General features: G+C 68.3%; 23 protein-coding genes. 4 read left to right on the forward strand and 19 right to left on the reverse strand.

Annotated elements, in window-relative coordinates; translation table 11 throughout:
• Positions 1–7: 7 nt before the first annotated feature.
• The 3 genes from RT91_RS12600 to RT91_RS12610 all read right to left on the reverse strand — a co-directional run bounded on the left by RT91_RS12600 (position 8) and on the right by RT91_RS12610 (position 3,233).
• Positions 8–1,642, reverse strand: coding sequence for a long-chain-fatty-acid--CoA ligase (locus RT91_RS12600; protein ID WP_007422962.1), 1,635 nt, complete (start codon positions 1,640–1,642; stop codon positions 8–10).
• 84 nt (positions 1,643–1,726) lie between these two features.
• Positions 1,727–2,437 (reverse strand): SDR family NAD(P)-dependent oxidoreductase, encoded by a 711-nt coding sequence (locus RT91_RS12605; RefSeq protein ID WP_035187557.1) that lies wholly within the window; start codon positions 2,435–2,437, stop codon positions 1,727–1,729.
• Between the two features lie 19 nt (positions 2,438–2,456).
• Positions 2,457–3,233, reverse strand: coding sequence for an SDR family oxidoreductase (locus RT91_RS12610; RefSeq protein WP_011942232.1), 777 nt, complete (start codon positions 3,231–3,233; stop codon positions 2,457–2,459).
• Between the two features lie 155 nt (positions 3,234–3,388).
• Here RT91_RS12610 and RT91_RS12615 point away from each other — a divergent pair, with 155 nt between their 5' ends.
• Both RT91_RS12615 and RT91_RS12620 read left to right on the forward strand, forming a co-directional pair.
• Positions 3,389–4,411 carry an acetamidase/formamidase family protein gene (locus RT91_RS12615; RefSeq protein WP_035187559.1) on the forward strand — a complete coding sequence of 341 codons (1,023 nt, stop codon included), beginning with the start codon at positions 3,389–3,391 and terminating at the stop codon, positions 4,409–4,411.
• A 1-nt stretch (position 4,412) separates the two neighbouring features.
• On the forward strand, positions 4,413–5,174 hold the full coding sequence (locus tag RT91_RS12620; protein ID WP_035187561.1) for an SDR family NAD(P)-dependent oxidoreductase: 762 nt from the start codon (positions 4,413–4,415) through the stop codon (positions 5,172–5,174).
• Positions 5,175–5,253: 79 nt separating this feature from the next.
• Here the strand turns inward: RT91_RS12620 and attM are convergent, their stop codons facing one another.
• The 12 genes from attM to RT91_RS12680 form a co-directional block, all read right to left on the reverse strand.
• Complete coding sequence (gene attM, locus RT91_RS12625; protein WP_035187563.1) at positions 5,254–6,042, reverse strand: N-acyl homoserine lactonase AttM; 789 nt, start codon at positions 6,040–6,042, stop codon at positions 5,254–5,256.
• Positions 6,043–6,069: 27 nt separating this feature from the next.
• A complete protein-coding gene (locus RT91_RS12630) occupies positions 6,070–7,356 on the reverse strand; it encodes a hydroxyacid-oxoacid transhydrogenase (protein WP_011942229.1) in 1,287 nt (428 codons plus the stop codon).
• A gap of 44 nt (positions 7,357–7,400) precedes the next feature.
• Positions 7,401–9,452, reverse strand: a complete 2,052-nt coding sequence (gene nagA / locus RT91_RS12635) for an N-acetylglucosamine-6-phosphate deacetylase (RefSeq protein WP_035187564.1) — start codon at positions 9,450–9,452, stop codon at positions 7,401–7,403.
• Between the two features lie 4 nt (positions 9,453–9,456).
• Entirely contained in the window at positions 9,457–9,840 is a 384-nt protein-coding gene (locus RT91_RS12640; protein WP_007423214.1) for a histidine triad nucleotide-binding protein, read from the reverse strand.
• The gene (locus tag RT91_RS12645) at positions 9,837–10,331 is read right to left on the reverse strand and encodes a phosphoribosyl-ATP diphosphatase (RefSeq protein WP_013640002.1); all 495 of its coding nucleotides are present in this window, start codon (positions 10,329–10,331) and stop codon (positions 9,837–9,839) included. Before RT91_RS12645 ends, RT91_RS12640 begins: the two co-directional genes overlap by 4 nt.
• Positions 10,332–10,339: 8 nt before the next feature.
• On the reverse strand, positions 10,340–11,104 hold the full coding sequence (gene hisF, locus RT91_RS12650; RefSeq protein WP_007423216.1) for an imidazole glycerol phosphate synthase subunit HisF: 765 nt from the start codon (positions 11,102–11,104) through the stop codon (positions 10,340–10,342).
• Positions 11,098–11,838, reverse strand: coding sequence for a 1-(5-phosphoribosyl)-5-[(5-phosphoribosylamino)methylideneamino]imidazole-4-carboxamide isomerase (hisA, locus tag RT91_RS12655; protein ID WP_035187567.1), 741 nt, complete (start codon positions 11,836–11,838; stop codon positions 11,098–11,100). The genes hisF and hisA overlap by 7 nt, the downstream gene beginning before the upstream one ends.
• A gap of 1 nt (position 11,839) precedes the next feature.
• Entirely contained in the window at positions 11,840–12,400 is a 561-nt protein-coding gene (locus RT91_RS12660) for a GNAT family N-acetyltransferase (RefSeq protein WP_011942224.1), read from the reverse strand.
• Complete coding sequence (hisH, locus tag RT91_RS12665) at positions 12,397–13,032, reverse strand: imidazole glycerol phosphate synthase subunit HisH (RefSeq protein WP_007423219.1); 636 nt, start codon at positions 13,030–13,032, stop codon at positions 12,397–12,399. Before hisH ends, RT91_RS12660 begins: the two co-directional genes overlap by 4 nt.
• Entirely contained in the window at positions 13,029–13,619 is a 591-nt protein-coding gene (gene hisB / locus RT91_RS12670) for an imidazoleglycerol-phosphate dehydratase HisB (protein WP_007423220.1), read from the reverse strand. The genes hisH and hisB overlap by 4 nt, the downstream gene beginning before the upstream one ends.
• 59 nt (positions 13,620–13,678) lie before the next feature.
• Positions 13,679–15,076 (reverse strand): MFS transporter, encoded by a 1,398-nt coding sequence (locus RT91_RS12675; protein ID WP_035187569.1) that lies wholly within the window; start codon positions 15,074–15,076, stop codon positions 13,679–13,681.
• Positions 15,077–15,154: 78 nt separating this feature from the next.
• Complete coding sequence (locus tag RT91_RS12680) at positions 15,155–15,592, reverse strand: phosphate-starvation-inducible PsiE family protein (RefSeq protein ID WP_007421789.1); 438 nt, start codon at positions 15,590–15,592, stop codon at positions 15,155–15,157.
• 137 nt (positions 15,593–15,729) lie between these two features.
• On the opposite strand from RT91_RS12680, the gene hslV reads away from it, so the two are divergent.
• Entirely contained in the window at positions 15,730–16,281 is a 552-nt protein-coding gene (hslV, locus tag RT91_RS12685; protein ID WP_007421790.1) for an ATP-dependent protease subunit HslV, read from the forward strand.
• A complete protein-coding gene (gene hslU, locus RT91_RS12690; protein WP_007421791.1) occupies positions 16,278–17,597 on the forward strand; it encodes an ATP-dependent protease ATPase subunit HslU in 1,320 nt (439 codons plus the stop codon). Before hslV ends, hslU begins: the two co-directional genes overlap by 4 nt.
• A gap of 30 nt (positions 17,598–17,627) precedes the next feature.
• On the opposite strand, the gene RT91_RS12695 is transcribed toward hslU, so the two are convergent.
• The 4 genes from RT91_RS12695 to RT91_RS12710 all read right to left on the reverse strand — a co-directional run bounded on the left by RT91_RS12695 (position 17,628) and on the right by RT91_RS12710 (position 22,142).
• A complete protein-coding gene (locus RT91_RS12695) occupies positions 17,628–17,972 on the reverse strand; it encodes an SHOCT domain-containing protein (RefSeq protein WP_035187612.1) in 345 nt (114 codons plus the stop codon).
• 133 nt (positions 17,973–18,105) lie between these two features.
• Positions 18,106–19,527, reverse strand: a complete 1,422-nt coding sequence (locus tag RT91_RS12700; RefSeq protein ID WP_035187570.1) for an amidase family protein — start codon at positions 19,525–19,527, stop codon at positions 18,106–18,108.
• Positions 19,528–19,552: 25 nt separating this feature from the next.
• Complete coding sequence (locus tag RT91_RS12705; protein WP_035187572.1) at positions 19,553–20,836, reverse strand: ArgE/DapE family deacylase; 1,284 nt, start codon at positions 20,834–20,836, stop codon at positions 19,553–19,555.
• A 70-nt stretch (positions 20,837–20,906) separates the two neighbouring features.
• The gene (locus RT91_RS12710; RefSeq protein ID WP_231295395.1) at positions 20,907–22,142 is read right to left on the reverse strand and encodes an NRAMP family divalent metal transporter; all 1,236 of its coding nucleotides are present in this window, start codon (positions 22,140–22,142) and stop codon (positions 20,907–20,909) included.
• Positions 22,143–22,267: the final 125 nt, after the last annotated feature.

Below are 22,267 nucleotides of genomic sequence, written 5' to 3' on the forward strand. Positions count from 1 at the left end.
GCGCCGCTCAGGTAGCGGCGCCGTCCGGCTTCTCGATCAGATGGTTGGCGAATCGCGCGCGTAATTCGGTCTTGAGCAGCTTGCCCGTTGCGCCGTGCGGCAACTCGTCCACGAAGATCACGTCGTCCGGCACTGCCCAGCGCGCGACCTTGCCCTCATAGACCGAGAGCAGTTCCTCGCGGGTGGCGCTCGCGCCTGGCTTCAACGCGACGATCACCACCGGCCGCTCATCCCATTTCGGGTGTTTCGCCGCGATCGCCGCCGCCTCGGCCACCGCCGGATGGCTGACCGCGATGTTCTCGATGTCGATCGAGCTGATCCACTCGCCGCCCGACTTGATCAGGTCCTTGCTCCGATCGGTGAGGATCACGAACCCGTCGGGATCGATCATCCCGACATCGCCGGTGGGAAACCAGCCGTCCTCGGTCGTGCCTTTCGGCATCCGGTAATAGCCGGTGGTCACCCAGTGGCCGCGCAGCTCGATGTCGCCGGCGGTCTCGCCGTCCCACGGCACTTCCTCGGCGCCGCGCCGCGCCCGCAGGTCGATCCCGAACAGCACCCGCCCCTGGCTCAGCCGCTGCCGCCGCGCGGTCGCGGCATCGACGCCGGGCACCGGGGTCGCCACCGTGGCGATCGGGCTGCTCTCGGTCATGCCCCAGGCGTGGACGATGGTGACGCCGAGTTCGTCATACGCGTCGAACAGCGCTTCCGGACAGGCCGATCCGCCAACGATCATACGCTCGAGTGTGCTGAACCGCCCCCCGGTCTTGCGGATATGGGCGAGCACGCCGAGCCAGACCGTCGGCACGCCAGAGGCGCAGGTGACGTGTTCGGCCTCGATGAGTTCGTAAAGGCTCTGCCCGTCGAGGAACCGCCCCGGCATGACCAGCGAGGTGCCGGCGGCGGCGGCGGCGTAGGGCAGGGACCAGGCGTTGACATGGAACATCGGCACCACCGGCATCAGCCGGTCGGCCGCCTTGAGGCCGATCGCATCCGCCGCGTTCACCGCCATCGCCTTCAGCACGGTGGAGCGATGGGTGTAGAGCACGCCCTTCGGCCGTCCCGTCGTGCCCGAGGTGTAGCAGAGGCCGCTGGCGGTCCGCTCGTCGAACCGGGGCCAGTCGTATTCGTCGGTCTCGGCGTCGATCAGGCTTTCGTAATCGGTGATCGCAACGCCGGCGGGCAGGGCGATGCCGGGCAGGTCCGCCGCGTCGCAGAGAAACACCACCTGGCGGAGCAGGCCCGGCGGCAGCTTGCCGGCGACCTGCTCCACCAGGGATGCGAAATCGGCCTCGGCGAACAGCACGCCATCCTCGGCGTGTTCGAGGATATAGGCGATGTCGTCGGGTGCCAGGCGCGGATTGACGGTGTTGACCACGGCGCCCGAGCCGGAAATCGCGAAATAGAGCTCGACATGGCGGTGGTTGTTCCAGGCGAGAGTGGCGACGCGATCCCCCGACCGTACACCGAGCCGGCCAAGTGCGCGGGCGAGCTGGCGGGCCCGCCGCGCCGTATCCACCCAGGTCTGGCGATGAATGCCGCCGGCGAGGCGGGAGACGATTTCCGCCCGCGGATGATGCCGGGCGGCGTGGACCAGAAAGTCCGAGATCATCAGGTCGTGGTGCTGCATCAGGCCCAGCATGGACGGCTCCCATTCTTTGAATTCTTTGTGCGCGAAACATGCTTCAAACCATCGGCGCGCGCAATCGCCGGACGATGCGGCCGGTCAGAACCGCTCGACCCAGGGCCTGAGCTCGATCTCCCAGGTCCAGGCGCTGCGTGGCTGGTGCAGGACATGAAGATAGGTCTCGGCGATGGCCTCCGGGTCGAGCAGGCTGTCCGGCGCATCCGCCGGCACCGGGCGGCTGGCGGAGCGGATGCCGCCATCGATGACGAAATGCGCGACATGGATGCCCTTCGGCGCGAGTTCCCGTGCCATGCTCTGGGCAAGGCCACGCAGGGCGAACTTGCCCATCGCGAAGGCGGCCGACTCCGCATAGCCCTTCACGCTGGCCGAGGCGCCGGTGAACAGGATGGCGCCGTGTCCAGCCCCAAGCATTCTCTGCGCCGCCTGCTGGCCGACGAGAAATCCCCCGAAGGCCGAAACCGCGAGGGCGCGCGCAACCGCCTCGGGATCGAGTGAGGCGACCGGGCCGCGCACCCGGCCGGAGGCGTTGTAGACCACCACATCCGGCGTGCCGCCGCCGGCTTCCACCTGCTCGAATAGCCCTGCGACCGCCGCCGCGTCGGTGGCATCGCAGGCGAAGGATTTCGCCCCGATATCGGCACAGAGCGGCGCGAGCTTGTCGGGATTGCGCGCGGCGAGCGCGACGCTCATCCCCTGTGCGGCGAAGCGGCGGGCGAGGGCGGCGCTCAGCCCGCTGCCGGCGCCGACGATCAGGGCGCGGCGATAACGCGGCCCGGACTGATCTGTCATTTCATCTGACCTTTCGTTGTCATACGACACAGGCGGTGGTGGCGCCGTCCATCGTGATGTTGACGCCCGTCACATAGCTGGCGCGGGGCGAGGCGAGAAACAGCACCGTATTGGCGATTTCCTCCGGCGTTGCCATCCGGCCGAGGGGAATCCGGGCAATGCCGCGGGCGCGCGCCTCGTCGATGCTGATGCCGGCGAGCCGCGCATCCGAGGCGAGGCCCTCGGCGACGCGCCCGGTCTCTGTCAGTCCCGGATTGAGGCCGACCACGCGCACCCCCTGTTTCGCATAGGCGGTCGCGAGCCCGGCGGTTGCCAGCATCAGCGCCGCGTTCGCCGCCCCGCCGGCCAGATGCACGGGCGAGGCAATCTTGCCGCCATTGCCGATCACGTTGACGATCACCCCGCCGCCGCGCGCGGCCATGCGCTTCACCAGCGGATCGATCACGTTGATATAGCTGAAATATTTGGCGTCCATCGCGGCCCGCCAATGTGCCGGCGTCAGTTCGTCGGGCGGGGTGCGCCGTGCCGCGCCAGCGCTGTTGACGAGAATGTCGATCGGGCCGAGTTCGGCTTCCGCCGCCTTAATCATCGCGTCCGCTGACGCGGCGTCAGTCAGGTCGGCAGAAAGCGCGGCGCGCAGGCGCAGCGTGGCTTTGGCGGCTTCGAGATTGGCCTGCTGCCGCGAGCAGATGGCGACCTCGGCGCCCTCGGCTATGAATGCAGCGGCGCAGGCGAAGCCGATGCCCTTCGAGCCGCCAGTGACGAGGACGCGCTTTCCCGCGAGCGACAGATCCATTGTTTTCTCCTTCGGTGAACTGTTTCGTCATGGTACGAATGCACGCGCGGGATGTGGGCGCACGAGGCGGAGAACGCAATTGCGCCCGCGCGGCAAACACTGCATCATCGCTTGCGCAATCCGGCATATATGCGGGTGAGCACGTTCCGTTGGTGATGGAGGTGGAAGTGGCCAGGGCCAATCACTGGATTTCGAATTCAATCGTGGCGCGGCGGGGCGTCGGCTGGGCCCGCAAGCCGCGTGTCCACAAGCTGACAGAGGAAATGCAGGGCCAGTATCACTACACGATCGGCCCCTATTCCGAACCCGTGCTGACAGTCGAACCGGGCGATCGCATCGTGGTCGAGACGCGCGATGCCTTCGAGGGCGCGATCCGCACCGAGCGGGACAAGCCGAGCCGCCGCCTGCGCATGCCCTTCGTCAATCCGCAGAACGGGCCGATCATGATCGAGGGCGCGGAACCGGGCGACGCGATCGCCGTGCATATCGAGCGGATGCGCCCGCGCGGCGAGGATCCGCACGGCACCTGCTGCATGATTCCGCAATTCGGTGCGCTCACCGGCACCGCGCTCACCGCGACGCTGAATCCGCCGCTGCCCGAAATCACCCGCAAGGTGCCGGTCAACGAGAAGGAGGTGCGCTGGAGCGCGCGCGTCGTGCTGCCCTATGCGCCGCATATCGGCACGCTCTCCACCTCGCCGGAAATCGACAGCATCAACTCGCTGACGCCGGGATCGCATGGCGGCAACATGGACCTGCCGGACATGGGGCCGGGCAGTATCACCTACCTGCCGGTCCGCTCGCCGGGCGCGCGGCTGTTCATCGGCGATGCCCATGCCTGCCAGGGCGATGGCGAGGTGTGCGGCACGGCGGTGGAATATGCCTCGGAAACCACCATCCGCGTCGACCTGATCAAGAACTGGACGCTCGAATGGCCGCGGCTGGAGCGCGAGGATTTCATCATGGCGATCGGCTCCGCGCGGCCGCTGGAGGATGCGACGCGCATCGCCTATCGCGACCTCATCCTCTGGCTCGAGGCGGAATATGGATTCGGGCGGTGGGACGCCTACATGATGCTGAGCCAGTGCGGCCGGGTGCGTCTCGGCAATTTCGTCGACCCGAACTATACGGTCGGCGCGGGCATTCTGAAGAAATATATTGACGGGGAGACAGGCTGACATGGATCTCGGACTGAAGGGCAAACGCGCCGTCATTACCGGCGGCACCAAGGGGATCGGCCGTTCCGTGGCCGAGCTGCTGGCGCAGGAAGGCACCGATGTCGCGATCTGCGCGCGCAACGCGCAGGAGGTCGAAAGCGCGGTGGCGGAGCTGCGCCGCGCGGGCGTGCGCGCCACCGGCCGCGCCGTGGACGTTTCGGATCATGCTGCGCTGGCGACCTGGATCGCCGATGTCGGTGCGGAGTTCGGCGGGATCGACATCGTCGTCGCCAATGTCTCGGCGCTGTCGATCGGGCAGGACGAGGCCTCCTGGCGGGCGGAATTCGAGACCGACATGATGGGCACGGTCACCGCGGTGAACGCGGCGATGCCGTTCCTCGAAAAATCCGGCGCGGCATCGATCGTGGTGATTTCCTCGGTGTCGGGCCGCGAGGTGGATTTCGCCGCCGGCCCCTATGGCGTGTTCAAGGCGGCGCTGATCCATTACGCCAAGGGGCTGTCGTTCCAGCTCGCGGGCAAGGGCATCCGCGTCAACGCGCTCTCGCCGGGCAATACCTATTTCCCCGGCGGCGTGTGGGAAAAGATCGAGCATGGCAATCCGGCGCTATTCAAGGAGGCTCTCGCCCTCAACCCGACCGGCCGCATGGGCCGGCCAGACGAGGTGGCGCGCGGCGTGGTGTTCCTCGCCAGCCCCGCGGCGAGCTTCGTCACCGGCACCAACCTGGTGGTCGACGGCGCGCTGACCCGCGGCGTGCAGTTCTGATCGCGCGCCGTCAATCAACAAAAGAAAACCCGCCCGGATCATCTCCGGGCGGGTTTGTCATTTCAGCAATGGGCCAGGTTCAGTCGTAATAGCCAGGCGCGTGCTTGAAGTTCGGCCAGGCGATCGGATCGTGACCGGTGACCACCGTCGCACCGGTCTTCTCCGCGAGCGTGCGCAGTTTCTGCACCGAGCGCACCGTATCGACCGTGCTGGCGAGGAAGCCCGGCAGCGCCTTTTCATCCCAGTGATCGGTCGTATAGGCCGCATCCACCGTCAGCAGCATCGGTCCGGTCTTTGGCAGCGTGACCAGGAACGACTGATGCCCGGGCGCATGGCCGGGGGTGAAGACGGTGCGGATCACGCCATCGCCGTAGAGATCGTAGAAATCATCGGCGGTGCCGTTGAGGAACTGCCATTTCAGGCCGGGCTTGTCGAAATCCTTGCGGATGTAGCCGCCGGCGGCGAACCAGTCCGGCGTATAGGCATATTCGTATTCCGCCCGCTGCACGAGATGGGTCGCGTTCGGGAAGCGGCCGATCGCCCCGGTATGGTCGAGATGCAGATGCGATTGCAGCACGTAGCGCACGCTCGCCGGATCGATGCCGAGCTTCTGCAGCTGCGGCAGGCACGCCTCCTCGCGCGTCATCACCGGCAGATAGACATCGCAGACCGCCCCCCAATGCGCCCGCATGTCCTCGGCGACCTCTGCGGCATTGCCGCCATCGATCACGATGTTGCCCTTCGGATGGGTGATGAGAAACCACGGCACCGGGATCTCGTAGGGATCGTTGCCCTGGTTCATCTTGATCGAGGCGGTCACGGTCTTCAGTGTGCCGCAGCTGAACATGTAGAGCCTTATGTCTGACATTTTCCCTGCCCTCGTGTTATTGGCGTTTCACCAGTTGCGCATCGACTGGCGCAGTATCGTCTCCAGGATGCCGGCATCCACCGGCTTGGGCGATCCGGCGAGCAGGCGCTGCTGCTTCAGCGCGCCGTCGATGATCGCGGGAATATCCGCCTCGGTGTAGCCGAGTTCGGCGATGCCCGAGGGCGCGCCCACCGCCTTCATCAGGTCGATCAGTGCCGCGGGCAGCGAGTCCGGGCCGGGATTCTCGATATCGTGGCCGCGCAACAGGCTGGCGGCGCGGATATGCTTCTCGGGCGCCGCATCATAGGTGTAGCGGAACGCCGCTGGCGAGGTGACGATCACCGAGAAGCCGTGCGGCACGAAGGCGTGGTTCCGCGAATAGCCTGGGGCGTGATAGACGTGCTTGAGCCCCGCGATCGGATAGGCGCAGGCATGGGGAATGTGCACACCGGCGGTGCCGAAGCCGATGCCGGCCATGGTGGCGCCGAGCATCATCGTCCCGCGCGCCTCGTAATCCTCGCCATCGGCCACGGCGCGGGCGAGATATTTCCCGCCGAACTCGATCGCCTGGAGCGACCAGATATCGGCCACCGGGTTGGAGCCCTGATAGGGCGGGCGATCGTCCGGCGAGGCCGGCTTCGGCCGCTGGTTGAACGGTTTCGAGATATAGCTCTCGACCGCATGGCAAATCACGTCGAGCCCGGCCGAGGCGGTGACGCCGGCTGGTGTCGTCCGCGCGAGGGCAGGGTCGACCATCGCGAGGGTCGGCCGCATGTAGCGGTGCGAGATCCCGCTCTTGACCTTGAGTTCGGGGATGTCGAGCACGGCGACGGTGGTCGCCTCCGACCCGGAGCCGGAAGTAGTGGGCAGCGCGATCAGCGGCCGCAGCGGTCCGGGCGGCTTCCTGCCGCCGCCGATCGGCGGGTTGACATAGTCGATCACCGCCCCGCCATGGGTGCTGATCAGGTTGGCGACTTTCGCGGTGTCGATCGTCGAGCCGCCGCCGAGGGCGATGAACCCGTCGCAGGGATGCGCCTCCGCGAAGGCGGCGGCGCGGGCGAAACTGTCGATCGTCGGCTCGACATGGATGTCCTCGAACCGGTCGAAGGTTATGCCGGAGGCGGCGAGGATCCCCTCGATTCGCTCGATCAGGCCGAACTGGTGCAGCATCGGGTCGGCGACGAGGATGACATGGCGGAGGCCAAGGCGCTTCGCCTCCCAGCCGAGTTCGTCAGCCGCGCCGATGCCGTATTTCAACTGGGTGGCTTCGAGCGTGAAGACGCTTTCGAAGCCCTGGTCTGCCGTCTGGCTCATGATTTCCTCCATCCTCGGCCGTGAGCGGGCCAATGCGGGAGGGACTATGCCCCGTCCAGCGCGGTGCGCAATCGTCCGCTCGCCTCCGCGAGGCGCGCGCGCGCCTCGGTCGTGCCGATTCGCAACATGAGCATGACGATGGCGGTCTTTACTTCGTAACCGCTTGTTTCAAGGGCATCTTTCGCATCGGCCTCGGGCGCGCCGGCAATCGCGCGGACAATGCGGATGGCGCGGGCGCGCAGCTTCGCGTTGGTGGCGCGGAGATCGACCATATAGGGGCCGAATGTCTTGCCGAGGCGCATCATCACCGTGGTGGAGAGCGCGTTGAGGGCCAGTTTCTGGCTGGTGCCGGCCGAAAGCCGGGTCGAGCCGGCGAGCACTTCGGCACCCGTCGCGATCACCACCGCGATGTCGGCCGAAGTGGCGAGCGGACCATCGGCATTGACGATAGCCCCGGTCAGCAGGCCGCGCGCGGCGGCGGCGCGCAGCGCGCCGAGGGTGAACGGCGTCCGCCCGGAGGCGGCGATGCCGACGAGAACATCCGCCGGGCCCGCCTTGTGGTCATCGAGCAGGGCGGCGGCGGCGGCGGCATCGTCTTCGGCGCCCTCGACCGCGCCGGTCACCGCCGCCGCACCGCCGGCGATCAGGGGAATGATCACCCCGTCCGGCAGCGAGAAGGTTGGCCCGCATTCCACCGCATCGAGCACCGCGAGGCGGCCTGAGGTTCCGGCGCCGGCATAGAACAGCCGCCCGCCGGCTTCGAGCCGCACCGCCACGTCCTCCGCCAGGCGGGCGAGCGCTGGGATCGCTCGCTTCACCGCCGCCGCCGCTTCCTGTTCCTGATCCAGCAACGCGGCCATGATCGTGGCGCTGTCCGCCCGGTCGAGTTCGTCGAGATCGCGGCGGATCGTCTCCGTCGCCGGCATGGCGGCGGCATGGCGCGCCGGCGCCGGCAGGGGATGCAGCGCCGTCCCGCCGATCCAGGCATTGCGGATCTCGAACGCATCGTCGAACCAGACGAGATCGGCCAGGCACCCGGCGGCGAGCCGCCCCCGATCGGCCAGGCCGAGCGCTGCGGCGGGGGCTTCGGTCGCCGCGCGCAGCGCGGAAGCGGGCGCGATGCCGGCGCCGATCAGGCGGCGTAGCCCTTCATCGAGCGTGATCGTCGCGCCGGTGAGCGATCCGTCCGGCCGCCGCGCGGCGCCGTCCCGCGCCTGCGCTGAATCGCCGCCGAAGCGTGCCGTGCTGCCCTCGGGCAGGCCGGCGAGGCTGACCGAATCGGTCACCGCCACCGCGCGCGCGCCGGCGGCGGCGAAGCCGAAGCGCAGCGCCAGCGCATCCGCATGCACGCCATCGGCGATGAAACACGCATGCACCCGCGCATCCGCGAGGGCGACGCCGATCAGCCCCGGATCGCGATGATGAAACGGCCGCATCGCGGTGAACACATGCGTCACCAGGCGGGCGCCGGCCTCGATCGCGGCCTGCGCTTCTGTCGCATCGGCGTCGCTGTGGCCCAGCGCCACCATCACCCCCGCATCCGTCAGCCGCCGCACCGCCGCAAGCCCGCCCGGCCGCTCCGGCGCGAGGGTGACGAGCTTCAGGGTGGCGGCAAGATCGGGGTCGGCCAGAAGTTCGTCCAGCGCCGCACCGGTCGGATCGCGCAGCCAGTCCGTGCGATGGGCGCCGCGCCGGTTGGGTGCGAGGAACGGGCCTTCGAGATGCAGCCCCGGCATCCGCGCGACCGGTTCGCCCGCCATCGCCGCCAGCGCCGCGCGCAGGCGCCGCGCCGCGCCATGCAGGGAGGCGAACGGCGCGGTGATGACGGTCGGCGCGAAACTGGTGACACCGCGCGCGCCGAGGGCCCGGCAGAGATGGCGGAAGCCATCGGTATCCGCCTCGGCGCAATCGATGCCGAAGGCACCGTTGTTGTGCAGGTCGATCAGGCCGGGGGCGAGGATGCCGCCCTGAAGCCGCAGGTCCGGGTTCGCCGGATCGTAGTCCAGCACCGCGGCGATCCGCCCGTTCTCGATGGCCACCGCGCCGGGGCCGGTGATCGCCCCGTCGCGGAACAGGCGGTCGGCCGCGATCAGCATCGGCTCAGCGGACGAGCATCGGCCCCAGCGGACGGCCGGCGAACACGTGCACGTGCAGGTGCGGCACTTCCTGATGGCTGTCCGGCCCCATATTGGCGAGCAGCCGGTAGCCGGTCTCCTCCGCGCCGATCTGCCGCGCCACCTCGCCGACCGCGCGCACGAAGCCGGTGATCTCGGCATCGCTGGCGGTGGAAGAGAAATCGGCGAAGGAGACGTATTTCCCCTTCGGAATCACCAGCACATGCTGCGGCGCCTGCGGGTTGATGTCGTGAAAGGCGAGGGCGAATTCGTCCTCATACACCTTGCGGCAGGGGATTTCGCCGCGCAGGATCCTGGCGAAGACGTTCTGGTCGTCATAGGGCGGCTTGCCGCTCACACCTGGTTTCATGGAATTTTCCTCGTTTCCGCGATCGACAGCAGCATCGGGCGGGACGCCTTTTCGGTGATCCCGGAAATGCCTTCCCGGCGCTGGAGTTCCAGCCACACATCTTCCGGCCGTACCCCGGCCGCGACCCACATGACCAGCAGGTGGTAAAGCACGTCGGCGCTTTCAGCGATCAGCGCCGTCCGGTTGCCAGCGACTGCCTCGATCAGGCATTCGACCGATTCCTCGCCGAATTTCTGGGCGACCTTGTTGACCCCGCGCGAGAGCAGGCGGGCCGAGTGACTGACCAGCGGATCGGCGGCTTTCCGTGCGAGGATGGTCGACCATAGCCGGTCGAGCACCTGAGCGTTCGGCGCCGCAGGGTTCAGCAGCGGGACGGGCGGATGGCTCGCGGCGCCCACTCCCTTCGGCTTCGCCTTCACCTTGGGTTTGGCGGAAGCGACCTTTTTCGGCTTGGCGTCGGCAGCGGCGGATTTCACGGGTTTCTTGGGCATGGCGATCTCTAGTGGGAGGCAACCGGGCGAACCGGCAGGCCGGCGGCGGCGAGGGCGGCCTTCACCTCGGCGATGGTGAACTGGCCGAAATGGAACACGCTGGCGGCAAGCAGCCCCGTCGCGCCCGCCTCGGCGCCTTCGACGAAATGCGCGAGCGTGCCGACCCCGCCCGAGGCGATCACGGGAATGTTCACCCGCGCGGTCACGGCGCGCAGCAGGTCGAGGTCGAAGCCGAGGCCGGTGCCGTCGCGGTCCATCGAGGTCAGCAGGATCTCGCCGGCGCCGCGCGCGGCCATCTCGGCGCACCAGCCCACCGCGTCGATCCCGGTGCCGCGCCGTCCGCCATGGGTGAACACTTCCCAACCCCTGCCGCCGCGCCGCGCATCGACCGCGACGACCACGCACTGGCTGCCGAATTTCCGTGCCGCCTCGTTGATGAAATCCGGGCGGGAAATGGCTGCCGAATTGATGCTGCACTTGTCGGCTCCGGCCAGCAGCAGGCGGCGCATGTCATCCGTGCTGCGGATGCCGCCGCCGACGGTCAGCGGCAGGAACACTCTGGCTGCGGTGCGGCCGACCACGTCGATGATCGTGTCGCGATTCTCATGGCTCGCGGTGATGTCGAGAAAGGTGAGTTCGTCGGCGCCCGCGCGGTCATAGACCACGGCCTGCTCCACCGGGTCGCCGGCATCGCGCAGCGAGACGAAGTTCACCCCCTTGACCACCCGCCCGTCCTTCACGTCGAGGCAGGGAATGACGCGCAGCTTCAGCATCCGGCGGCCTCCGCCAGCGCGGCCTGCGGGTCGATCCGGCCATCGTAGAGGGCGCGGCCGATGATCGTGCCGGCCAGATTGGGCGTCCGGGCGGCGGCGGCGCGCAGGTTGCGGATGTCCTCGATGCCGGCCACGCCGCCCGAGGCGATCACCGGAATGGCGATGGCGGCGGCGAGGGCTTCGGTGGCGTCGAGATTGAGGCCCTGAAGCATGCCGTCGCGCGCGATATCGGTATGGATGATGGCGGCGATGCCGGCATCCTGCAGGCGCATCGCCATCTCGGTCGCCGGCAGCGACGATGTTTCGGCCCATCCCTCGGTGGCGACCATGCCATCCCGCGCGTCGATGCCGACGATGATCCGCCCCGGAAAGGCGGCCGCCGCCTCGCGTACCAGGGCAGGGTTCTTCACCGCGGCGCTGCCGAGAATGACGCGTGAGATGCCAAGCTCGATCCAGGCGGCGATGCCCGCCATGTCACGGATGCCACCGCCGAGCTGCACCGGCATCGCCACCGCGGCGAGTATCGCGCGCACCGCCTCGCCGTTCACCGGCCGCCCGGCAAAAGCGCCGTTCAGGTCAACCACGTGCAGTGCTGTGAATCCGGCGGCCTCGAAGGCGCGGGCCTGGGCGGCCGGATCCTCGGCATAGACCGTCGCCTGGTCCATCTCGCCGCGGCGCAGACGCACGCAGGCGCCATCCTTGAGGTCGATCGCCGGGTAGAGGGTCAGCGCCATGTCAGGAAGCCTGCAACAACTTGTAGTAGAAATGCCCTGCGATCGTCTGCCCGTCGGTGCGGGCATAGGCCGGGTGCGTACCCCAGCGGACGAAGCCAGCACGCTCGTAGAGGGCGATCGCGGCGTCCTGGGTCGCGCGGACATCAAGGTTGAGCACCTGATAGCCGAGGGCGCGGGCGCGGTCTTCGACCCGCTCGACGATGAGGCGAGCCAGGCCGTGGCCGCGTGCGTAAGGGGCGACGAAATTATGCGCGAGCGTCGCGCCGAAGGCCTGCGCCTCGTTGTTGCGTGGCGGGCGGACAAGCTGGGCGGCGCCGTAGATCACCCCGTCCATCCGGCCGACGAACAGTTCGCGTTCCGGCACCATCACGACGCCGCGGAAATACTGCTCCAGCGCCGCGCGTCCTGGTGGGCGGAGCCAGCCGAAGCCGCCGCCATCGATGATCGCCGCATCGGCGGCCTCGCACAGCGTCTGCATGTCGTCATCGGCGATCGCGGTCAGGCGATCGACCTGCATGCTCGACGGGGGAGGAAGGTCGCAGAGGTCCGGTTGGGTCATCATGGCATCCAGCGCAGGAAATTCGCCAGAATGGTCAGGCCGACCTCCTGGCTTTTCTCAACGTGGAATTGTGTACCCGCCCGGTTGCCGGTTGCAACCATTGCCACGATCTCTTCACCATATGATGTGGTCGCGATCACCGGTCCGCGATCATCCGTGCGCAGGGCGTAGGAATGCACGAAATACGCATGGTCGCCCGGCGTGAGCCCGTCGAGCAGCGGGTGCGCGCCGGGGGTGAAGGCGAGTTCGTTCCAGCCCATGTGCGGCAGGCGCAGGCCGTCTGCGCGAATCGGCGCGATGTCGCCGCGAATCCACCCGAATCCGGGGGTGATTTCGTGTTCGAGACCGCGTTCGGCCATCAGCTGCATGCCGACGCAGATGCCAAGAAACGGCGCCCCGGCCTCGACCCGCCGATGCATCGCGGCGGCGAGGCCCGGGCGCGCGGCGAGCCCGTGCGCGCAGTCGGCGAATGCGCCCTGGCCGGGCAGCACGATCCGGTCGGCACCGGCAACGATATCCGGGTCGTCGGTAATCGAGACGGTGGCATCGAGCCCGAGACGGGAGGCGGCGAGTTCAAGCCCGCGCGCCGCCGAGGCGAGATTGCCGCTGCCGTAATCGATGACCGCAATCCTCACAGCACCCCCTTGGTCGAGGGGATCGCGCCCGCGGCCCGCGGATCGGGCTCGACAGCCATGCGCAGCGCCCGTGCCGCCGCCTTGAACGCGGCCTCGGCCACGTGATGCGCGTTGTGGCCGGCGCGGCGGGTCAGATGCAGGGCGAAGCCGCCATTGGCGGTCAGCGCCTGGAAGAATTCCTGAACCAGCTGGGTGTCCATGTCGCCGAGCATCGGTCGCTCGAACGGCACGTCGAACACCAGTAACCCCCGCCCGGAAAGGTCGATCGCGGCCTCGCACAGCGCCTCGTCCATCGGGGTCGCGGCGAAGCCGAAGCGGGTGATGCCGCGCTTGTCGCCCAGCGCCTCGCGAATCGCCTGGCCAAGCACGATGCCGACATCCTCCACCGTGTGGTGGGCGTCGATATGCAGGTCGCCCTCGGCGCGGACGATCAGGTCGAGCATGGCGTGCCGGCCGAGCGCGGTCAGCATGTGGTCGAAGAACCCGATTCCGGTGGCGATGTCGGTGTTGCCGGTGCCATCGAGGTCGAGCATCAGTTCGATCGATGTTTCGGATGTAGTGCGCGTGATGCTTGCAGTGCGGCTCATGCGCGCTGGCCTAGCCCAATTTCGCCGGCCCGCCAATCAGCCGGCCGGCGAAACTTCGCTCAGTGGTTGATCTGCTCGAGCGCGAGTCCCCTGGTCGAGGGACCGAGCGCGATCATCGCGATGCCCACCAGCATGGCGACGGCGATGAACACGGCCACTCCCGGCACGCCGTACCGGGCGAGCAGCACGCCGATCGCGAGCCCGGCGAAGGCCGCCGCCAGCCGGCTCCACGAATATACGAAGCCGACCGCGCGGGCGCGGATCCGGGTCGGATACAGCTCCGGCTGGTAGCCGTGATAGGCGAAGGACATCACGTTCGAGGCCAGCGTGAACAGCACGCCAAGGGCGATCAGCACCGGCGGCGCCGAACTCTGCGCGAACAGGCCGATCACGACCGTCATGACGACGAGCGCGCCGATGATCTGCGTCTTGCGCTCGATCCGGTCGGCGAAGACCGTGCCGAGCAGCGGGCCGAACGGATTGGCGATGGCGATGATGAAGGCGTATTCGAGACTGTGGGTGACGGTGATGCCGCGATGGATCAGCAGCGTCGGCACCCAGGCGGCGAAGCCGTAGAAGCCGATCACCTGCGCCATGTTGAAGATGGACAGGATGATCGTCCGCCGCAGGTATTCGGCGCCGAAGATTTCCATGATCGATCCGGCGCCTTCCTCTTCCGGGGCCGCCGGCTGCAATGGCGGCAGGGCCGCGCCGGTCTCCGCCGCCACCCGCCGCTCGATGTCGGCGACGATCGCCTCCGCCTCCGCCATCCTGCCGTGGCGGGCCAGCCAGCGCGGGCTTTCCGGAATGCCGCGCTGCAGGGCAAACACCACGACGGCGCCGACCGAGCCGATCAGGATCAGCACCCGCCAGTAGTCCAGCCCGAACGGCTTGCTGCCCTTCATGGCATAGGCCAGGAACGCGATCAGCGGCACCACGAGGAAGGTGATGAACTGGTTCACCGCGAAGGCCTTGCCGCGCTCGCCGCGTGGGATGATCTCGGATATGAACGTATCGATGGTGACGAGTTCGACCCCGATGCCGATGCCGGCGATGAAGCGCCAGATATCGAGCGCGAGGCCGCTGGTCTGGAACGCCATGATCGCGGTGCAGACCATGTACCACAGCAGCGAGCCGGTGAAGACGGCGCGGCGGCCGAACCGGTCGGCGACCTGGCCGAAGATCAGCGCGCCGACCCAGAGCCCGGCGAAGGTGGCAAAGACGAAGGTGCCGAAGCCGGCGACCTTCAGCACGCTCAGCCCGGCGAGGAAGCCGAGCGATTCGGGCTTGAACAGCCCGTCGCCCACCATTCCCGGAGCGACATAGCCGGTGAAAAAGAGATCATAGAATTCGAATATGCCGCCGAGCGAGATCAGGACAATGATGGTCCAGACCGTGCGCGACGGCGGCAGACGGTCGAGGCGGGCGGCGATTGTCGCCGCAGTCTGGTCCGGCATGCGATCCTCACTGACATGTTTTTTATCAGTAAGCCCGTCTCCTGAGACCTTGGCAAGTCGGGGGCCGGCCTCGCCCGTCTAATCCTTCATTTCCCGGCGATCCTGGTCGCGGACCAGCCAGTAGACGATTCCGAGCGACAGGAACGCGACCGAAAGTGCGAGGAGTTGCAACGCGTTCTCATGCGCGAGATCCATGATGATCAGCTTGCGGACGATCGCGAGCATCCCGATCAGGATGACCACCCGCACGCGCACCGGCCCCTCGTCGCGCTCGCTCGTCACGAGGATCGATCGCTTGAATTCCAGCGCGATGACGACGGTGAAGATCCCGCCGAACACCGACTGGAACACCGCCGCGTTGGTCGGATCGAAGGTTGTGGCCAGGATGTCGTGTGCGATGTTCACCACGAGATGCGCGAGTGCCGCCGTCACCACGATCGCCATCAGCAGCGTCACGGCCTGGACGACGACGAATTCGAAATATTGGTACGCCCTGCTGCCGAACCGGCGGTCCATCCCCTGGTCTCCCCGTGTCTGCCGCGGCAATGATAGCGGCTTCCGCCGTCCGTTGCATGCACGAAAGGGACACGGACCCGCGCCCCTTCAACCTTTGGCGCCTTGCCCGGCCATCCGCGCGGTGCCATCTGGAGTGCATGATGAATACCAATGATCCGGTCGGCTGGCATGGCACGACCATTCTCTGTGTGCGGCGCGACGAGCAGGTCGCCATGGCCGGCGACGGCCAGGTCTCCCTCGGCAACACCGTGGTGAAGGGCAACGCGCGCAAGGTGCGCCGAATCGGCAATGGCAATGTCGTGGCCGGGTTCGCCGGCGCCACCGCTGATGCCTTCACCCTGCTCGAACGGCTGGAGGCGAAGCTGGAGCGCTTCCCGAACCAGCTCGAGCGCGCCTGCGTCGAACTCGCCAAGGACTGGCGGACCGACCGCTATCTCCGCAGGCTCGAGGCGATGATGGCGGTGGCCGACCGCACCCATGCCTACACCCTCACCGGCAATGGCGACGTGCTGGAACCCGAGGACGGCATCATCGCCATCGGCTCCGGCGGCAACTACGCCCTTGCCGCGGCGCGCGCGCTGATCTCGGTGGACGGCATGACCGCCGAGGACATCGCCCGCCGGGCGATGAAGATCGCCGGCGACATCTGCGTCTACACCAACCATCACGTGACGGTGGAAATCCTGTGATCGACAGCCCGACCTACACGCCCCGCGAAATCGTCTCCGAGCTCGACCGCTTCATCGTCGGCCAGCAGGACGCGAAGCGCGCCGTCGCCATCGCGCTGCGCAACCGATGGCGCCGCCAGCAGCTCCCCGAGGGGCTGCGCGAGGAGGTGGTGCCGAAGAACATCCTGATGATCGGGCCGACCGGCTGCGGCAAGACCGAGATCGCCCGCCGCCTCGCCAAGCTCGCCCAGGCGCCGTTCATCAAGGTCGAGGCGACGAAATTCACCGAGGTGGGCTATGTCGGCCGCGATGTGGAAAGCATCGTGCGCGACCTCGTCGAGGTGTCGATCACGATGCTGCGCGACATGAGCCGCAAGGGCGTGCAGGCCCGCGCCGAACTCGCCGCCGAGGATCGGCTGCTGACCGCGCTGGTGGGCGAGGGGGCCTCGTCGGAGACGCGCAACCGCTTCCGCCGGATGCTGCGCGACGGCGAGATGGAAGAAAAGGAAATCGACGTCGACGTGAGCGAGGCGCCGCCCAACGTGATCGGCCAGATGGACATGCCGGGCATGCCGCCGGGCGGCGCGATCAATCTCGGCGACATGATGAAGTCGATGTTCGGCCGCCAGCATGGCCGCAAGCGGATGACCGTCGCCGCCGCCCGCGCCGCGCTGGAGCGCGAGGAGGCCGACCGCCTGCTCGACAACGAGCAGCTGACCGCCGATGCCCGCCTGCACGCCGAGACGCACGGCATCGTCTTTCTCGACGAGATCGACAAGATCTGCGCGCGCACCGAAAGCGGCTTCCGCGGTGGCGACGTCTCGCGCGAGGGCGTGCAGCGCGACCTGCTGCCGCTGATCGAGGGCACGACGGTCTCGACCAAATACGGTCCGGTGAAGACCGATCACATTCTCTTCATCGCCTCGGGCGCGTTCCACGTCGCCAAGCCGTCTGACCTGCTGCCGGAACTGCAGGGGCGGCTGCCGATCCGCGTCGAGCTCGCCTCGCTCTCGCGCGAGGATTTCCGCCGCATCCTGACCGAGCCGGAACATTCCCTGCTCAAGCAGTATGTCGCGCTGATGAAGACCGAGAATGTCGACCTGCACTTCACCGACGACGCGGTCGATGCCGTGGCGGCGCTGGCGGCCGACATCAACGACCGGGTCGAGAATATCGGCGCGCGTCGGTTGGCCACGGTGCTGGAGCGGCTGCTCGAGGAGATCAGCTTCGCCGCGACCGACCGCGCCGGCGAGACCGTGACGGTCGACGCCGCCCTGGTCAACGACAAGGTCGCCCCGCTCGCCGCGCGCGGCGATCTCGGCCGCTTCATCCTGTAACGGCGCGGGCCTCCGGCGACGCCAGGGGGATCAATCCCCCAGCGTGCGCCGCCGGGACTCGAACTCGGCAGCGTCGATCTCGCCGCGCGCGAAGCGCTCCTTCAGGATATCGAGCGCCGTCCGCTGCGGCGGATGCGCCGGCCCGTGGGTGAACGTGCCGGCGGAGCGCAGCAGCGCCACCGCCACCATGACGATCACGGCGAGAACGAGGATCATGAAGAAAGGTCCGAGAAACATCGTCGTCCACCCATCATCCCACCACATCATGCCCGGTCCGTAGCCGAACCCGCCAGGTCCCGCCCCGCCCTGCGCGAAGGCGAGGCCCGGCAGGGCGGCGAGCGCGGCCGGTGCAGCAATCCGTTTCAGCCTGTTCATGATCGAGCCTCCTTCATCCACGAGGTCACGGGAGAAGAATGCGACTGTCTGCCGTTCTCCGCATTGATCCATATGGATATGCCCCGGCGTTCCGCGTAGCGCTGGTTTGCGCCAGCCGGAACGGGGCGGAGGATCAGCCGGCGCCGCGCGGGTCGACCGGCATGATCGGCGCATCGTCCCGCGCGATCGCGGCGCCGGCGGCGAGCAGCACATCCTCGCGGAAGGGGGCGGCGACGAGTTGCACGCCCAGCGGCGCACGGCCGGCGAACCCGGTCGCGACATTGAGGCCCGGCAGCCCGACCAGCGGCAGCGCGATCTGCGTCGCCTGCGCATCCCACACGCGGCGGAAGGAGTCCGGCCCGGCGAGGTCGAGCCCGTCGCGGAAGGGCAGCTCGCCGGAGGTCGGCATCATCAGCACGGGGAAGCGGGCGAGCAGCTGGCGCCAGGCGCGGGCGATGGTGGCGCGGCGCTTCAGCGCCTGCGCAACCACGTCGCCCGGCCAGGATTTCGCCAGCTCGCGGAAGGAGTCGATCACCGTCATCGCGCCGGGATCGCCCTCCTGCGCGACGGTCGAGGCCAGCGCGTCGAAACCATCGCCGAGCCAGAGCTGGATCTGCACCTCGACCGCCTCGCGCATGTGCGGCAGGTCGTCGATCGTCTCGACCGCCCAGCCCGCCGTCTCGAGCGCCCGGCCCGCCGCGATCAGCGCCGCCTCGACTTCGGGGACCACCTTCATCCCGCCTGGGCGCAGGCAGAGTGCCGCCCGCCGCGGCAAATCCGGCCCGTCGAGCGGCGCCGGGCACCACCACGGGTCGCGTGGGCCCTCCGGGCTCGGGTCGGGTTGGGCCATCGCCGCGACGGCGAGGCGCAGATCCGCCATGCTGCGCCCGATCGGGCCGGAGACGGCGGTAATCTGCGCGCCGATGCCGCGCTCGGGCCCCGAGGCGTTGAACGCCGCGACACGGCCGATGCTCGGCCGCAACCCGTGCAGGCCACAGGCATAGGCCGGGTAGCGGATCGAGCCGGCAATGTCGGTGCCGTGGGCGAAGGCGCCGATCCCGCTCGCAACCGCCGCCGCCGCCCCGCCGGACGAGCCGCCGGGCGTCAGCGCCGGATCGTGCGGATTTCGTGTGTCACCGTGCAACTGGTTGGTCGTGAACCAGCGCATCGAGAAGGCGGGGGTATTGGTGCGGCCGATGATGACCGCCCCCGCGCGTTCCAGGTTGTCGACCACCGGACTGTTGCTCTGGGCAACGAGATCCATCTGCAGGCGGATTCCGTTGGTGGTGGCGAATCCCTTCTGGTCGATATTCACCTTCACCGTGACGGGAACGCCGGCGAGCGGGCCCGGATCATCGCCGCGGGCGAGTGCCGCGTCGATCCGCCCGGCGGCGGCCAGCGCCCGTTCCGGGCGATGGTCGATCACGGCGTTGATCGCCGGGTTCACCTCGTCCAGCCGGGCGAGCGCGGCGGCGGCCGCCTCGCGCGCCGAAACCTCGCGTCGGCGGATGCGCGCGGCGAGGTCGGATGCGGTGAGTTGCCAGAGTTCGGTCATTATCGCTCCTGTCGTCTCCGCCGGTTCAGCCCGGCTCCAATCCGCACCATTGCGCGACGAACAGCGCGATCGCCTTCGTCACCCGCCGCACCGAGGCGAGGTCCACCGCCTCGTCGATCCCGTGAATCCCACGCGAGACCGGGCCGTAGCACAGCGCCGGAATCCGGTCGTAAAGCGCATGCACCCGCGCATCGAGATAGGCGCCGGTCATCATCGTGCCGAGCGGCGCGCCGGTCGCCGCCGCATGGGCGTCGGCCAGCGCCGCCTCCGCCGCCGATCCCGGCTCCAGCACGTAGCCCTCGGCGAAGAAGCCGTTGAAGCTGACGCGCGGCGGGTTGGCTGCGAGCATCGGGTCCGTCGCGGCGAAGGCGGCGATCCGCGCCTCGATCTCGCGCGCGGCATCGCCCGCCCGCGTGCCCGGATAGAGCGAGATCCGGCAGGAAAGCCGGCATCGGCTCGGCACCGAGGAGGCCCAGTCCCCACCCTCGATCCGGCCGAGATTGAGATTGATCGGGTGCGGCTCGGCGGCGAAATGCGGATGCCCGCCCTTGCGCGCGTTCCACTCCGCCTCCAGCCCGCGCAGATCGGCGATGATGCGATACGCGGCATCGATCGCGTTCGCGCCCTCCGCCATGGCGCGGACATGCGCCGGCGCGCCGCGCACCTCGATCTCGAACCAGAGCACGCCGACATTGGCGCGCACCAGGCGTTCGTCCTGCGGTTCGGGAATCAGCGCGGCATCGGCCCGATAGCCGCGCAGATGCGTCATCAGCGCGCCGTTGCCGGTCGACTCCTCCTCCACCACCGATTCGACATGCACGGTTCCGGCCGGCTGGAACCCGGCGCGGCGCAGCGCGTCGAGCGCGAAGATGTTGGCGGCGTGGCCGGCCTTCATGTCGGCCGCGCCCCGCCCGTGCATCCACCCCTCCGCGATCACCGGCTCGAAGGGCGGATGCCGCCACATCTCCGCCGGGCCCGTCGGCACGACGTCGACATGCGCCTGCAGGATCAGCGAGCGGCCGGTGTCGCGCCGCGGGCGATGGGTGCCGATCACGATCGGCGCGTCGGAATGCTCGGCCGAAATCCGGCCCGCACCCGCATGCCGCGCCAGCGCGTCGCGGTCCATGGTGAAGCGGTCCATCGCGTAGAAGCGGTCTCGCAGCGCGCGATGGACGAAATCCTGGATCGGCGCCTCGGCGCCGCGGGTGGAGGGAAAGCGCACCAGCGCCTGGGTGAAGGCGACCTGCTCGTCGAACCCGGCATCCACGGCGTCCATCAGCCTTGCCGCCAGATCCGGATCCAGTGTCATCGCCGCCCCCGTTTTTCTGGCGGCGATTTGAGAAGCCGGGGCGGCGGCTGTCAAGAAAGGGCGGGCAGGATCAGAACAGGCCGGCCCCGGACAGCCCGCCATAGACGCCAAGCCCCGCGGTGACCGCCGACATCGCGATGGCAAGCCCGGCATACCAGCCCCGCAGCCGCACCTGCGGCGGCAGCGCCTTGAGGCCGAGCATCACCAGGAAGCCGAGCACCAGCGGCAGCAGCAGCGCGTTCATCACCTCGACGGCGATGTTCAGGATCACGAGGTTCGGCACTACGCCGACCAGCACTGCGCCGAGGATCAGGCAGGCGGCATAGACGCCGTAGAACCACCTTGCGCGCAGCGGGTGATCCTCCAGCGAGCGGCGATACCCCGCCACCTCGCCAAGTCCCCAGGCCAGCGCGAGCGAGGCGACGATGGCCGCCACCAGCCCGGCGCCGAGCACGCCGGCGCCGAACACCAGCTTGCCCATCGCGACGCCGAGATAGGGGGTGAGGGCCGCGGTGATGTCGCCCACCGTGTCGAGGCTGGCATTGGGGTTGTGCCGGCCGATCGTCGCGGCGGTCGAGATCAGCACCGCCGCCATGACGAGCTGGGTGACCACCGCGCCGATCGCGGTATCCCAGCGCGCATACTTGAAATCCGCCGGCGTCAGCCGCTTATCCGCCACCGCCGATTGCTGGTAGAAGATCATCCACGGCATGATCACGGCGCCGATATTGGCGGCGACGAGGTAGAGATAACCTGGATTGCCCAGCGCCGGCTGGAAGGTCTGCGCGGCGATCTGGTCGACATCCGGCCGCGAGACGAAGGCGATGACGAAGAACACCAGCTCGAACAGGCCCAAGGCGATCGCCACCCGCTCGACCCGGCGATAGGAGCCGGTGAACGCGACCACGAGCAGGAACACGACGGCGAGCGTCAGCGTCACCGCGCGGGGGATGCCATAAAGCTCGCCCACGCCGGCCACACCGGAGAATTCCGAGAGCAGCGCGCCGACGGTGGCAACCGCGAGGCCCCCGGCCGAAAGCCAGGCCCAGCCCTTGCCGAACGTGTCGCGGATCAGTTCGCCATGGCCCTTGCCGGTGAAGATGCCGAGCCGGACGGTGAGTTCCTGAACCACAAAGAGAATGGGAATCAGGATGAACTGCAGCAGCAGCAGCCGATAGCCCCAAGCCACGCCGGATTGCGACGCCGTGATGATGCTGCCCACCTCGGTATCCGCGAGCATGACGACGATGCCAGGGCCGAGCACGGCGAGGAAGGGCAGGCGCGAACGACGGGAACGCGGTGACACGGCGGTTTGCGACAAGAGCGGTCTCCGGGTTAATTGAGAATGAGAATTATTCTCAACTGATGGTCATGGTGAATACAGGACCTCACAGGTCCTGTCAACGCGCCGACCGTTCCATGGCTCTGCGT

This window comes from Acidiphilium sp. JA12-A1, assembly GCF_000724705.2.
Classification (GTDB): Bacteria; Pseudomonadota; Alphaproteobacteria; order Acetobacterales; family Acetobacteraceae; genus Acidiphilium; species Acidiphilium multivorum.